At 69.4% G+C, this 13252-nt stretch carries 14 protein-coding genes; 9 read left to right on the top strand and 5 right to left on the bottom strand.

From position 1 onward, the window contains the following. Position 1: 1 nt before the first annotated feature. Genes CFB89_RS32560 through CFB89_RS32595 form a run of 8 tightly spaced genes read left to right on the top strand, consistent with a single transcriptional unit; the run spans position 2 to position 7403 of the window. Complete coding sequence (locus CFB89_RS32560) at positions 2-1252, top strand: citrate/2-methylcitrate synthase (RefSeq protein WP_089471541.1); 1251 nt, start codon at positions 2-4, stop codon at positions 1250-1252. Positions 1253-1280: 28 nt separating this feature from the next. Then, positions 1281-1943, top strand: coding sequence for a class I SAM-dependent methyltransferase (locus tag CFB89_RS32565; RefSeq protein ID WP_089471542.1), 663 nt, complete (start codon positions 1281-1283; stop codon positions 1941-1943). Positions 1944-1946: 3 nt separating this feature from the next. Then, the gene (locus CFB89_RS32570; protein ID WP_089471543.1) at positions 1947-3020 is read left to right on the top strand and encodes a TauD/TfdA family dioxygenase; all 1074 of its coding nucleotides are present in this window, start codon (positions 1947-1949) and stop codon (positions 3018-3020) included. 11 nt (positions 3021-3031) lie between these two features. Further along, a complete protein-coding gene (locus CFB89_RS32575; RefSeq protein WP_089471736.1) occupies positions 3032-4045 on the top strand; it encodes an ATP-binding cassette domain-containing protein in 1014 nt (337 codons plus the stop codon). Next, entirely contained in the window at positions 4038-5117 is a 1080-nt protein-coding gene (locus CFB89_RS32580) for an ABC transporter permease (RefSeq protein WP_089471544.1), read from the top strand. Before CFB89_RS32575 ends, CFB89_RS32580 begins: the two co-directional genes overlap by 8 nt. A 38-nt stretch (positions 5118-5155) precedes the next feature. After that, on the top strand, positions 5156-5698 hold the full coding sequence (locus CFB89_RS32585) for a permease (protein ID WP_089471545.1): 543 nt from the start codon (positions 5156-5158) through the stop codon (positions 5696-5698). Between the two features lie 2 nt (positions 5699-5700). Next, the gene (locus CFB89_RS32590; RefSeq protein WP_089471546.1) at positions 5701-7128 is read left to right on the top strand and encodes an FAD-binding oxidoreductase; all 1428 of its coding nucleotides are present in this window, start codon (positions 5701-5703) and stop codon (positions 7126-7128) included. A gap of 32 nt (positions 7129-7160) precedes the next feature. Further along, positions 7161-7403: a hypothetical protein gene (locus CFB89_RS32595; protein WP_256979827.1), complete on the top strand. Its 243-nt coding sequence runs from the start codon at positions 7161-7163 to the stop codon at positions 7401-7403. Positions 7404-7497: 94 nt separating this feature from the next. Here the strand turns inward: CFB89_RS32595 and CFB89_RS32600 are convergent, their stop codons facing one another. The 3 genes from CFB89_RS32600 to CFB89_RS32610 are packed head-to-tail and all read right to left on the bottom strand — an operon-like array spanning position 7498 to position 10413. Further along, complete coding sequence (locus tag CFB89_RS32600) at positions 7498-8850, bottom strand: TRAP transporter large permease (protein ID WP_089471548.1); 1353 nt, start codon at positions 8848-8850, stop codon at positions 7498-7500. A 4-nt stretch (positions 8851-8854) separates the two neighbouring features. Then, positions 8855-9430: a TRAP transporter small permease gene (locus CFB89_RS32605; protein ID WP_089471549.1), complete on the bottom strand. Its 576-nt coding sequence runs from the start codon at positions 9428-9430 to the stop codon at positions 8855-8857. Next, entirely contained in the window at positions 9427-10413 is a 987-nt protein-coding gene (locus tag CFB89_RS32610) for a TRAP transporter substrate-binding protein (protein ID WP_089471550.1), read from the bottom strand. The genes CFB89_RS32605 and CFB89_RS32610 overlap by 4 nt, the downstream gene beginning before the upstream one ends. Positions 10414-10876: 463 nt before the next feature. Between CFB89_RS32610 and CFB89_RS32615 the strand changes: the two genes are divergently transcribed. Beyond that, entirely contained in the window at positions 10877-11071 is a 195-nt protein-coding gene (locus CFB89_RS32615) for a hypothetical protein (RefSeq protein WP_089471551.1), read from the top strand. Positions 11072-11105: 34 nt separating this feature from the next. Here CFB89_RS32615 and CFB89_RS32620 read toward each other — a convergent pair whose 3' ends face one another. Continuing rightward, positions 11106-12191, bottom strand: coding sequence for a helix-turn-helix transcriptional regulator (locus tag CFB89_RS32620; RefSeq protein WP_256979828.1), 1086 nt, complete (start codon positions 12189-12191; stop codon positions 11106-11108). 290 nt (positions 12192-12481) lie between these two features. Continuing rightward, positions 12482-12733 (bottom strand): hypothetical protein, encoded by a 252-nt coding sequence (locus CFB89_RS32625; protein ID WP_089471553.1) that lies wholly within the window; start codon positions 12731-12733, stop codon positions 12482-12484. Positions 12734-13252: the final 519 nt, after the last annotated feature.

Genomic DNA, 13252 nt, shown 5'->3' on the forward strand with positions numbered 1-13252 from the left:
CATGGACACGACACTCGATTCCGGCGCCGCCGCCGCCACGACCGCGGCCGACGATGCGCCGCGCAACCTGCTCGGCCGGCCGGCGACACGCCATCGCGGCACCGACATCGACGGCGCGACGCTCGCCCCCGAAGCGCTGCGCGTGCGCGATCTCGACCTGAACGCGCTGATCGGCGCGACGACGTTCGAAGGCGCACTCGCGCATCTGTGGTTCGACGTCGCGCCCGGCAGCGCCAACCATCGCGCGCACGAAGCGACGATCAGCGCGCGGCTCGCCGCGTTCACCGACGCGCTCGCGCCAGGCTCGGCCGCGCAGTCGGTCGCGGCCGATCTCGGCGCGGCGGGCGTCGCGCCGGTGTTCGCGGCCGCGTCCGGCCTGCTGCGCGGCCTCGACGACGTGACCGCACGCGTGCACGGCCCGGCGCCGGACGATGCCGATCTCGACACGATGCTGCTGTGCGCGGCCGCCGCGCCGTTCCTGCTGCATGCGGCGATCGAGGGCCGGCCGTTCGCGGCCGGCACGCACGCCGGCGGCAGCACGGCGCTCGATGCAGCGCGGACGCAAGCGCAACGCATGCTCGTGCTGACCGGCGCGACGCGCCACGACGCGCCCGCGCATGCGGCGATGGACATGCTGCTCGTCGCGTGGCACGCGGGCTTCGGCTACATCACGCCGACCGTGCTCGCGCCGCGCGTCGCGATCGGCACCGGCGTCACGCTGACCCAGGCCGTCGCCTCCGGCTTCCTCGCGAGCGGGCCGTCGCACGTCGGCGCGGCGCTCGAAGCGATGCAGTGGCTCGCCGCGCTCGTGCAGTCGGTGCCGTGCGGCACCCACGCGCCGGCCGCCGCGCTCGACGCGGCCGGGCGCGCGGCGATCGATGCGGCGCTCGACGCGAAACGCACGCTGTACGGCTTCGGCCATCCGCTGTTCGTCGCCGATCCGCGTCCGCCGCACATACGCGGCCGGTTGATGGCAATCGGCTTCGACGGCGGATACGTGACGCTGTTCGACGCATGCTGCGCGCAGGCCGACACGCGCCGCGCGCTGCGGCCGAACATCGATTTCCTGACCGCCGCGACGCTGCTCGAACTCGGCGTCGCCGCGCCGTCGTGGGGCGTCGGCGTCGGGCTGGCCGCGCGCATCGCGGCGATGGCCGCGCATGCAGTGGAACGGCGCCGCCGCCCGGCGTTCGGCGTCAACAGCGCGACCGCGCGACGGCTGCTGGCCGCCGTGCCGGTCGGCTGGCTGTGAACCCTCACCCTCTCGCACAAGGAACGTCATGCTGCTCAAGAACCTGCGCCCGGCGAACGACTACGATCGCTTCGCCACCGAAACGCTCGAACCGTGGGACCTGCTGTTCATCAGTCGCATCCGCCAACTGGCGCGCGGGATGACGGCCGGCACGATTGCCGACATCGGCACGGCCACCGGCGTCGTGCCGGTGCGGCTCGCGACCGATCCGGCGATGCGCGGCTGGCGCTACGTCGGCATCGACCTCGATCCGGCGATGCTGGACGAAGGCCGCCCGCGCATCCGCGAACTCGGGCTCGACGACACGATCGAGATGCGCGTCGGCGACGCGCTCGCGCTGCCGTTCGACGACGGCACGCTGACGATGGCGGTCGGCCGCGCGACGCTACATCACCTGCCCGACAAGGCGCTCAGCCTGACCGAGATGTACCGCGTGCTGGAGCCGGGCGGCATCGCGCTCGTGCACGACATGCGCCGCGACGCGCCGCAGCACCTGCTCGACCGCTTCACCGAAATGCGCGCGGCCGCCGACTATCCGCCGACCCACGTCGAGGAAAAGATCACGCTCGACGAAGCGCATGCGCTGGTGGCCGATGCCGGCCTGTCGTCGGTTGCGTCGATCTACAGCCCGAGCATGGGGCTCGGCGCGCTCGGCTTCGAAATCCTGCTGAAGAAACCGGCGCTGGCCTGAGCGATGACCGATCTCGCCTTCCTCGCCGCGCATGCCGCCGTGCGGCTCGGCGCCGACGACGTGCGGTGCGCGCCGGTCGCGCCCGGCGCGACGCTGCCGCTGTGCGTGACGCCGCGCAGCCCCGAACTCGCGACGTCGCCGGAGATGTTCGTCGCGTGGTACCGCTCGCGGCTCGACACGATCGACACGCTGCTCGACGCGTGCGGCGCGCTGCTGTGGCGCGGCTTCGCGGTGCCCGACACCGCCGCGTTCGGCCGCCTCGGCGCGCTGTATCCGGCGCACGCGAACGGCTATACGGCCGGCGCCGCCCCGCGCAAGCAGATCGATGGCCAGGTCTACGAATCGACCCGCATGCCGCCGCCGTTCAAGATCGGGCTGCATCAGGAGATGGCCTACATGCCGGCGTTCCCGCGCCTCGTCGCGTTCTACTGCCGGCAACCGGCCGACGCGGGCGGCGAAACGCCGATCTGCGACATGCGGCGCGTGACCGCGCGCGTACCGGCCGCGCTGCGTGCTCGGTTCGCCGAGCGCGGCGTGATGTACCTGCGCAATTTCGCCGCGCCGGGCGACCGCGCGGACGGCCTCGCCGCCAATCCGAACCTGCCGTTCGCCGCCTACCACCGGCCGTGGGACGACGCGTTCGGCACGACGGCGCGCGACGAGGTCGAGCGGCTGTGCGCGGAACGCGGCGTCGGCTGTCGCTGGCTCGACGACGGCAGCGTGACCGTGTCGCACGTCGGCAGCGCGCTGCGCACGCATCCGCGCACCGGCGAGACGGTGTGGTTCAACCAGGCGAGCGCGCAGCACCCGAACCCGCGCTCGATGGGCGAGCTCAGCTATCGCTACCTGCAGCGCATGTACGGCACGCGCGCGGCGTTTCCGTACGAGATTCGCTACGGCGACGGCGCGCCGATGCCGTTCGACGATCTGGCGCCGATCTACGACGCGCTCGACGACGAGGAATTCGCGTTCCCGTGGCAGGCCGGCGACGTGCTCGTCGTCGACAACATGCTGGTCGCGCACGGCCGCAACCCGTACCGGGGCGCGCGCGACACGCAGGTCATGCTGTTCGACTGAGGATGCCGACGATGAGCGTTTCGTTTCTTGCGTCCGTGCGCGCGATGTTCGGCCCGCCCGCCGCGTTCGACCGGCCGCAGCGCGCGGGCACGCCGCCGCTGCCCGACGCGCATGCGCCGGGCGCGGCGCTCGGTGCGCGCGCGATCGACGTCGCGGCCGGCGATTTCCGCTTATCCGCGCGCCACGTGCGGTTCCGGCTCGGCGCGATCACCGCGATCGTCGGGCCGAACGGCTCGGGCAAGACCACGCTGCTCGAGACGCTGCTCGGCTTCCGGCGCGGCGGCAGCGACGTGCGCGTGCTCGACGTGCCGGCCGAACGCTTCATGCGCGATTCGCGCTCGCTGCGGCGGCTCGGCGCGCAATTGCAGAAGGTCGAGTATCCCGATCACCTGCGTGTATCGGAGATCGTCGCGCTGCACCGCGCGATGTACGCGCACACCGATTCGGTGATCACCGACGCGCTCGGCATCGCCGAGTTGCTCGACAAGCCGTGCCGCGCGCTGTCGAAGGGGCAGCGCCAGCGCGTGGACCTCTACGTCGCGCTCGCGCACCGGCCCGAGCTGGCCGTGCTCGACGAGCCGTTCACGGGCCTCGACCGTCGCTACGCGGGCGTCGTGATCGACCTGCTGCGCCATCGCGCGAGCGGCACGAGCGTCGCGATGATCTGCCATTCCGAGGAAGAACTGAGCGTGGTCGACGATCTCGTGTGGGTGCGCGACGGCGGCGTGCGCTACCAGGGCGACCAGCACACGCTGCGCGCCAGGCTCGTCGGCGATGCGCGCGCGGTCCTGCATTGCCGCGACGAAGCCGATGCGCGCGCGCTGCGCAAACGGCTCGCGGCGCTGCCCGGCGTGACCGGCGTGCGCGTGTCGGCCGCGCACGTGGTCGAGGCGTTCGGCGATGCGACGCTGCATCCGAACGTGCACCGGATCGTCGGCGAACAGGGCATCCAGCATCTCGCACTCGCGCCGAGCACGCCGGGCGACCTGCTGCGCCTGTGCACCGAGGGCCCGACCCATGGCTAAGGTATTCCTGATCCTCGTGCGCAACGAGCTGCTCGGCTATCTGCGCAGCCGCTCGTCGCTGTTCTGGACGCTCGTGTTCCCGGTGTTCCTGCTGAGCGTGATGCTGTTCGCGTTCGGCGGATCGGGCTCGCTCGGCGCGGCCGACATCGCGTTCGACATGCCCGGCGGCGCGACGCCGTACAACCAGGCGTGCAAGGCGCAGATCGTTGCCAGCCTGTCGCACAGCGACACGGTGAAGGCGACCTTCGGCGGGCGCGGCGCGCCGGCCGATCGCGTGACCGTCGTGCTCGGCGCGGACGAACGCACGCCGGCGACGATCCGTTACGACTTCAACGGCTCGCTCGCGGTGAAGGCCGCGTCGCGCGTCGTCGAGATCGCGCTCGCGCGCTGCGCCGCGCAGCGGCTCGGGCTGCCGGCCGCGCAGGCTCGCTTCGAGAACGCCGCGCCCGCGCGCCGCCCGTTCGACTACGGCGCGTTCTTCGCGACCGGCATCCTGGTGATGGCGTTCATGGCGATCGGTCTCAATTCGACGACCACCGCGATCGCCTCACTTCGCGAGCGCAATACGTTCAAGCTCTACGTGTGCTTCCCGGTGTCGCGCGGCGTGTTCCTCGCCGCGCTGATCGTCGCGCGGATGGCGATGATGGCGCTGTCGGCGCTCGTGCTGCTGACGGTGGCGCGCGTCGTGTTCGGCATCGCGCTGCCGATCGCGACGCCGGACGGGCTGCGTGCATTGCCGATCGTGCTGCTCGGCGCGGCGATGGTGCTGAGCATCGGCGTGCTGCTGGCGAGCCGTACCCGTTCGCTCGCGGCGGCCGAACTCGCGTGCAACGTCACCTACTACCCGCTGCTGTTCTTCAGCGACCTGACGATCCCGATGCACGACGCGCCCGCGTGGCTGAAGGCCGGGCTCGCGTTCCTGCCGACCAACCAGTTCGCCGTTGCGCTGCGCGGCGCGCTGGTCGACGGCGCGCCGTACGCGCAGCTCGCGCCGCAACTGCTCGGCATGGCCGCGTGCACCGCGCTGTTCCTGTTCGCCGCCGCGCGGCTGTTCCGCTGGCACGACGCATGACGCGTCGCCACGCTGTTTCGACGAAGGAGAAACCCCCGATGAAATCGAGCAATCCCATAACCGGCTACCTGCTGCACGCGAGCAACTTCCTGCCGGCGATCGTGTTCCTGTTCTACGGCCGGCTCGGCCCCGAGCAGCCTGATCTGCGCTGGACCCATGCGTTCCTGATCGGCGGCGTGCTCGCGCTCGTGCACGGCGCGTGGCTGATCCGCCGCGCGGAGCGCAACAGCATCGCGATCGGCGTCGACCTGTTCCTCGTGATCGGCGCGGTGCTCGCGCTCGTCTCGCCGACAGGTAGCCGTTTGTGGGGCGAGGAACTCGGGCCGGCCGCGATGCTCGTCTGCGTGCTGGTGGTCGGCATCGTGCATACCGCGTGGTCGGACGGCGGCTTCGTCGACGGCACGTTCGTCGATCACGCGCGGGCGCGTTCGCTGTCGCTCGTGCTGCTCGCCGTCACCGTCGTCGCGCTCGCGGTGTCGATCGCGATGCGTCACAGCCCGCTGTGGGGCGGCGTCGTGCCGCTGATCGCGCTGGTCGTCGTGCGCGGCCGGCTGCGCAAGCAGCTCGCACGGGCACGCTGACGATGAACGCGCTGCCCGACCGCGCAGTACACGCGGCACATGCCGCGCAACGACACGCGCTCGCCGCGGCGCTCGGCGACGGCTGGCTCGAAGGCGCGGCATGCGAGCCATATGCGACCGACGTCGTGCAACACGGCGGCGTGCCGCTCGGCGTCGCGCGGCCGGCCTCGACCGCCGACGTGCGCGCGCTCGCCCGCGTCGCCGTCGCGCACCGGATCGCGCTCGTCGCCCAGGGTGCGCGCAGCGGGCTCGTCGGCGCGGCCGTGCCCGATCGCAGCGGCACGCAATGCGTGGTGTCGTTCGAGCGGATGCGCGCGATCCGTGCGTTCGATCCGGCCAATCGCAGCATCACGGTCGACGCCGGCGTGCGGCTGTCCGACCTCAATCGCGTGGCGGGCGAAGCCGGCCTCTGCGTGCCGATCGATCTCGGCAGCGATCCGGCGGCCGGCGGCCTCGTCGGCGCGAACGCGGGCGGCAGCCGCCTGATCAAGTACGGCGACGTGCGCCGTCACGTGCTCGGCGTCGAAGTCGTGCTGGCCGACGAAGCGGGTACCGTGATCGACGCGCTCGCGCCGCTGCGCAAGCGCAACGCGGGCTTCGACGTCGCGCAATGCTTCATCGGCGCGAATGGCGCGAACGGGCTCGTGACGGCCGTGTCGTTCGCGCTCGCGCCGCTCGAACGGTCGTCGTGCGCGGCGTTCGTCGCGTTCGGGTCGTATGACGCGGCACTCGCCGGCCTGCTCGCGTTCGAACGCGCATTCGGCGAGATGGTGTCGGCGTTCGAGTTCATGTCGGCGGCGGCGGTCGGTTGCGTCGCGGCGGCATTTCCGGCATTGCGCGCGCCGTTCGAGCCCGGTGAAGCCGGATGCTATGCGCTCGTCGAGATCGCGACCGGCATGCCGGGGCTCGATGCGCTGCTCGAGGAACGCGCGGTCGCGACGCTCGACGCGCTGATGAACGAACGGCTCGTCCTCGACGCGGCATGCGCGCCGGCGGAACGCTTCTGGCGGATTCGCGACGCACTGCCGGCCGCGGTCGCGCAGGGCGGCCTGCCGCTGTCGTTCGACGTGTCGTTTCCGCGCGGCGCGCTGGCCGGATTCGTCGCCGATGCCGAGCAGTGGCTCGCCGCCGCGCATCCGGCGCTGCACTGTCACGCGTTCGGCCATTTCGGCGACGGCGGCTGCCATCTCGTCGTGTCGATTCCGCCTACCGAGGCACAACGCTACGGAGCGCTGCAACAGGTGGCATTGCGCGGCGCGCTGTACGACCGCGTCGTGCGGGCAGGCGGCTGCTTCAGCGCGGAACACGGCATCGGGCCGGTCAATATCGCGTACTACCGCAAGCACGTGCCGGCCGCGCACCGGCAGCTCGCCGGCGCCGTCCAGCACGCGATCGATCCGCTCGGCCTGGTCGGGCGGGTCCGTTACTGATGCACTGCTTCGACACCTCACGGAGAATGCGCATGATGTCGCCACGCCCGCCCGACCGGGGCACCCCGTCCGAACCCGACGTCGACCCTTCGTGCTCCGGCATCCCGGCCACGCTGCCCGACTCGGGCGTGGTGGTCAACGTGCGGGGCGTCGATTGCGTGATCCCGTTGCCGCCGCGCGACCATGCGCGCCCGGCGCTGTGGCGCGCGCTGGCGCACTGGCGCGACGAACGCTCGGCCGATCGCCACGTCGAGCCGGACGGACGGCAGGACTGAGCCGGCCGCGCGCGGCGGGCCGGCACGCGCGCACAGGCGAGCGCGGCGCCGGACACCCTCGGTCGTCCGGCGCCGCGACGGGCGAAGCGTGCGATCAGAACACCGCGTGCCCGCTGATCACGCTCGGCAGCCACGTCGAGAAGAACGGCAGATACGTGACGATGTTGATCGCGCTGAAGATCGCGAGGTAGTAAGGCCACGCCATCTTCGTCGTCTCGCCGATCGACACGTTGCCGATCGCGCAGCCGACGAACTGCACCGAGCCGATCGGCGGATGCACGAGGCCGAGCGAGCAGTTCAGCAACAGCATGATCCCGAACTGCACCGGCCCGACGCCGCACGCCATCGCGATCGGCAGGAACAGCGGCGTCGTGATCAGGATGTGCGCGGCCATGTCGACGAACGTGCCGAGGAACACCTGGATGATGTTGATATACAGCAGCATCAGCCACGGCGCGGCGGTCGACTGCTTCAGCAGTCCTTCGATCGCATCCGGAATCTCCAGGTACGACATCTGGAAGCGCAGCATGTTGGACACCGCGATCAGCAGCAGCACGACGCCCGTCGTGCGCGCCGCATGCGACAGCGCGCGGCGCAGCTTCTCGGCCGTCAGCGTGCGGTACACCACCGCGGTCAGCACGAGCGAGTAGACGACGGCGATCGCGGCCGCTTCGGTCGCGGTGGCGATGCCCTTCGCGACGCACACGAGGATGATCGCGATCACCATCAGCCCGGGCACCGCGCCGACGAAGCTGCGCAGCACCGCATACCAGCCGGGAAACCGCGGCAGTGCCGACGAGCCGTCCTCGCGGCGCGGGTAGCCGTGACGCACGGCCTGCCAGTACGCGGCGGCGAGCACGAAGCCCATCACCCACAGCACCGGCAGGAGCCCCGAGAACAGCAGGTCGCCGATCGACACGCCGCTCACCGGCTGGCCGTGCAGCATCCCGGTGATGCCCTGCGCGGCGAACGCGTAGATGATCATGTTGGTCGACGTCGGCATCAGCGCACCGGCGAGCGACGCATGCGTGGTCACGTTGACCGCGTACGCGGCGCTGTAGCCTTCGCGCTTCATCAGCGGAATCACCACGCCGCCCATCGCCGACGTATCGGCGGTCGGCGAGCCCGACACGCCGCCGAACAGCGTGCACGCGACGACGTTCGCCATCCCGAGGCCGCCGCGGAAGTGGCCGACGGTCGCCTGCGCGAAGCGCAGGATCCGGTCCGCGATGCCGCCATGCAGCATCAGCTCGCCGGAGAAGATGAAGAACGGCACGGCGAGGAACGAGAACGCGTTCATCCCCGAGATCATCGCCTGCATCGCGGTGGCGATCGGCAGGCCTTCGACCATGTAGGTCAGCACGCACGCAATGCCGAGCGCGAACGACACGGGCACGCCGAGCACGAGGAATATCAGAAAACTGACGGACAGAATCGCGAGTTCCATGGCGTTATTGTCCCGACGAAGAGCGACGAAGCGCGAGCAGGTGCTCGAGCGAGAAGAAGATGATCGCGATCGCCGCGGGCATCGCGATCAGGTAGCGCACGCCTTCGGGCAGCCCGATGATCGGGATGCGGTCGCCCATCGTCTCGGCGGCCATGCCGCCGCAGCCGACCATGATCATGATCGCGAACGCGATCAGGCTCAGGTGCTGGATCGCGATGACCACCGTGCGCGCCTTCGGCGACAGCCGGCGCACCAGCGAATCGAGGCCGATATGGCCGCCGTCGCGCACCTTCATCGCCGCGCCGAACATCGCGATCACGATCACGAGCAGCAGCGCGATCGGCTCGACGAAATCCGGCGCGTTCTCGAACACGTAGCGCATCACGACCGCGTAGAACACCAGCACCGTGAGCACCGCGAGGCACGCCGATGCGACCACCGCGAGCACGCGGAACAGCACGTCGTTCACGCAGCGCAGCAGCGGCGCGGCGTGCGGCCGCGCCCGTGCCGCGCCGTCCGCGGCGCCGCCGCCGGTCGAACCCGCGGCCGACGCGCCGTTCAGGGAAGTGCGACGCGTCACTTGGTGGCCTCGATCTCGTCGACGATCTGCTTCATCTGCGGCGTCTTTTCATACTTGGTCCACAGCGGCTGCATCGCCTTCACGAACGCCGCGCGGTCGATCTGCGCGGCCGGCACGATCTTCGCGCCGCCCTTCGTCACCAGCTGCTGTGCGGACGCCTCGCGCGCGGTCCACAGCTTCTGGTAGTACGGCACCGAGTCGGCCGCCGCCTTTTTGATCGCCGCCTGCTCCTGCGGCGACAGCGTGTCCCAGATCTTCTTCGAGAACACCAGCACTTCCGGCGTCATCGCGTGCTGCGTTTCCGAGTAATCGGGCGCCACTTCGTAATGCTTGGTTTCCTCGTACGACGGCAGGTTGTTTTCCGCCGCATCGACGAGGCCCGTCTTCAGGCCCGTGTACACCTCGGCGAACGGCATCGGCGTGGGCGTGCCGCCCATCGCGCGGATCTCGTCGACCATCAGGTCCGACGGTTGCACGCGCACCTTCAGCCCCTTCATGTCGGCCGGCGAACGCACCGGGCGCTTCGCGTAGATCGAGCGCGCGCCGCTCTCGTAGAACGTCAGCGCGATCATCCCCTTCGCGGTGAACGCATCGAGGATCTTCTGGCCGGCCGGGCCGTACATCGCCTTGCGGAAATGGTCGACGTCGCGAAACAGGAACGGGAACGACGGGATCAGCGATTCCGGCACGATCTCGTTGAACGACGCGCCGTTCACGCGCGCCATGTCGATCGCGCCGATCCGCACCTGGTCGACCGTGTCCTTCTCGGAGCCGAGCGCGCTGTTGCCGAACACCTTGATCGAATCCTTGCCGCCCGTCTGCTTCGACAGTTCGTCGCCCATGAACTTCACGGCCATGTTGGTCGGGAAGGTGTCGCCGTGCACGTCCGCCGAACGGAACACGCGCGCCTGCGCGGATAGCGTGAAGCCGGCCATCAAGGCGACGGCCAGGGCAATACGGGAGCCGGTGAATCGGTGCTTCATGGTGAGTCTCCAGGATGGTCGATCGTTGTTGTGCGGCGATCCGGCGGCCCGTGCGGGCTTCAGCCAGGCGCTTCCCCGAACCGCGGAGTCATACGTCGTATGACGTGTTGAGCGAATGTACGTCGGTTAATCGTTTAACTCACTTGGTGCATACCCCTATAACCGCTGTCATCAGGGGCTCACGGAGGAATCGGGGCACCGGATTCTATGTTTTCGGACTTTTTCGCGAAACGTTTTCCGGAAGCGGATCGGCATGCCGATTGGAACATTGACGCCGGAGTTTTGGCCCACCCCGTCGGCCTTCTTTCGCTTCGTTGGGCCCATGTCATATGATGACTGACTACAATATTGCCACGCCGCCGTGATATCCCATGCGCTCGATCATCCGGGGTCGTCGGGCGCGCCGCCTGCCAGGCACGCGCGATGCGCGCCGTTCCGGCGTGAAACACGAAAGGAGCCCGTCATGTCGATCACGAAGCGATCAGCGCCGCCCGACCCGGCTACCCCGCCGAACGGCGGCGACGAAGGCCCCGCGGATGCGCCGGGCATCGGCGAGGATACGTGTCGCGTCTGCCGCGGCACCGGCATGGTGGAGGGGCAGGCGTGCACCGTCTGCGGCGGGACCGGCAAGATACTGCAGGGAATCGGCGGCGGGTAGGTAAAAACGCAGGCGCCTCGCGCGCATCGATCCTTCAGGTCTGCATGACCAGCGACGTCAGTTGCGCGGCGCGCGCCACGTCGGTCTTCGTGTAGATCGATTTGATCTGTGCGCGGACCGTGCCGATCGACACGCCGCGCAGCGTTGCGCATTCCTGCGGCGAGCGCCCGTCGCAGCACAGCAATACGGCGAGATCGGCCTCCGCCGACGACAACCCGTAGAACACCCGCAAGCGCTGCGCGCGCGCCGACGGCGAACGCAGGTCGGCGGCCGTCATCAGCGCCGCGACGCCAGGCCGTTCGCGCGCGAGGCGCGATTGTTCGGGCACGGGGATCAACGCAAGCGGCAGCGGCTCGCCGGTCGCACGACGCAGCAGCAGCCCGCCGCGTGCGAACGCATGCCGCCATTGCGCGTCGTCGATGCAGCCTTCCGGCGCAAAACGACCGCTCAGGATTCGCAGCGCCGGTTCGGCGGTAATCAGTTGATCGGCCGCGCGGTTCGTATAACGCAGTTCGCGTTGCGGGCCGAGCAGGAATATCGGCACCGGCACCGCGTCGAGCGCCGATTCCGCCGCGGCCACGCGCGCTTCGAGCTCGGCGATGCGTGCGTGGATGCGCAGCGCGCGGCTGATGTGGGCGCCCATGATTTCGATCGCGCGACGCTGCTCGTCGGAAAGCCCTTGCGACTCGGGGCCGCTCTGTACGCTGAGGAAAGCGCCCGCGCCCTCGCCGCGATGGATGTACAGGCCCGAAATGCTGCCGATCCCGAACGGCTCCAGGAATTCCCGATAGAACACGCCATGTGTGCGCTGCCGCACCGACAGATGCTTGACGTCCTCGAACCAGCGCCCTGCCTGCCAGTCGGCGGCAACCGGCACGACCGGGTCGTACAGGTAGAACTCGGTGTTGTAGCGGCGGTGGCACGCGGCGACCCATGACGGATCGTCGCCGGCCGCCTGCTCGATCGCCGGCAGCCGCGCCGCATCGTCGAACGACAGCAGCGTCGCCATGCGGACGCCGACCGACACGCGCAGCCCGTCCAGCACCGCCTCCCATCGCTGGTCGCCCAGCGCCGCGGCGTAGACGTCATCGATCCATGCCGATGGAACCAACCCGTTCATCTGCATCTGGCCACCCCGTGCCGTGCGTTTTTATCGAACGCCGTTCGGGCATCTTACTCAATCGACCTCATTGTTCAAATTGACGATGCGGATGTGATCGAAATACCACGGGGGTGACTGCTTCTCGTCAAACGAAATGGTTATTTTTCAACAGGACGACGCAATCCGTGTTGACGCAGGCGGCGGCCTGCGCGGCGCGGGATGGCGGGATAGCGGGACGACGCGCGGTCAAAACGACGCAACCGGCGACGCGACCGGAACGCGTTTCGCCGCCCGCTCCGACGAGGCACTTACTTCATCGTCGTGAACCGCGCTTCCAGTTCGTCGAGCTTCGCGAGCACCGCTTCGCTCAGCTTTCTGACGTGACGCGGCACGTCGGGCGTCGACAGCAGTTCCTCGATACGCCCGCGCCAGTATCGCGGATGCCTGACGCGCCCCGCCCCCGACATCGACACATCGACGACGGCCGTCTCGCTGTCGAGCAGCGCCACCATTCTCTGGATGTGAGAGAGCTCACGCTCCACATAGTCTCGTGCGAGCATATTGATTGAAATCCCCGAAATACGACATCAGGCCTTCCGTCATCAACGCGCCATCGTCCGCGGCGCCACGACGCACCGCACACGTTGCGCCTCAGCGTATGCGACGAACGTGTCAATCGATTGTGCGGATGCACACGGCGATCGACAGAGGAACGACAGGCCTGTCCGATTGTTCCGGCGACATCCGGTCGCGATGCCTCGGTAACCATCGTAAGCGCACCGTAGGGCGCCGGCATCCCCAAAAGTGGGGATGCCGGCCGATATGGTTGGGCCGATGGCGTTCGGAAAGGACGGGGTGAAAACGGCCGGCCGCCGCGACGGCGCGTTGCACAGCAGCACGATGGCGAGCATTCCGGCGAATCGCGCGCTTTCATGTCTGATGAATCGGCCGTCGGCAGCGACGTGCGGCTTCGTCGCACGCCTCCTGAAGTTCCAACGCCCCGCATCGTTCCAGTCGTCATTCCTTCGACTGGAAATCGGGCATGGCCGTGCCGGTATCGCGCCGCCTGTCGCCCCTGC

Origin of the sequence: Burkholderia sp. AU16741 (assembly GCF_002223345.1) — a bacterium.
GTDB classification, from domain to species: Bacteria; Pseudomonadota; Gammaproteobacteria; order Burkholderiales; family Burkholderiaceae; genus Burkholderia; species Burkholderia sola.

Coding starts and splice junctions, on each gene's coding strand:
- CFB89_RS32580 (WP_089471544.1), top strand. CDS start 4,038: ATGGCTAAGGTATTCCTGATCCTCGTGCGCAACGAGCTGCTCGGCTAT.
- CFB89_RS32570 (WP_089471543.1), top strand. CDS start 1,947: ATGACCGATCTCGCCTTCCTCGCCGCGCATGCCGCCGTGCGGCTCGGC.
- CFB89_RS32585 (WP_089471545.1), top strand. CDS start 5,156: ATGAAATCGAGCAATCCCATAACCGGCTACCTGCTGCACGCGAGCAAC.
- CFB89_RS32600 (WP_089471548.1), bottom strand. CDS start 8,850: ATGGAACTCGCGATTCTGTCCGTCAGTTTTCTGATATTCCTCGTGCTC.
- CFB89_RS32575 (WP_089471736.1), top strand. CDS start 3,032: ATGAGCGTTTCGTTTCTTGCGTCCGTGCGCGCGATGTTCGGCCCGCCC.
- CFB89_RS32560 (WP_089471541.1), top strand. CDS start 2: ATGGACACGACACTCGATTCCGGCGCCGCCGCCGCCACGACCGCGGCC.
- CFB89_RS32620 (WP_256979828.1), bottom strand. CDS start 12,191: ATGAACGGGTTGGTTCCATCGGCATGGATCGATGACGTCTACGCCGCG.
- CFB89_RS32610 (WP_089471550.1), bottom strand. CDS start 10,413: ATGAAGCACCGATTCACCGGCTCCCGTATTGCCCTGGCCGTCGCCTTG.
- CFB89_RS32625 (WP_089471553.1), bottom strand. CDS start 12,733: ATGCTCGCACGAGACTATGTGGAGCGTGAGCTCTCTCACATCCAGAGA.
- CFB89_RS32590 (WP_089471546.1), top strand. CDS start 5,701: ATGAACGCGCTGCCCGACCGCGCAGTACACGCGGCACATGCCGCGCAA.
- CFB89_RS32595 (WP_256979827.1), top strand. CDS start 7,161: ATGATGTCGCCACGCCCGCCCGACCGGGGCACCCCGTCCGAACCCGAC.
- CFB89_RS32565 (WP_089471542.1), top strand. CDS start 1,281: ATGCTGCTCAAGAACCTGCGCCCGGCGAACGACTACGATCGCTTCGCC.
- CFB89_RS32615 (WP_089471551.1), top strand. CDS start 10,877: ATGTCGATCACGAAGCGATCAGCGCCGCCCGACCCGGCTACCCCGCCG.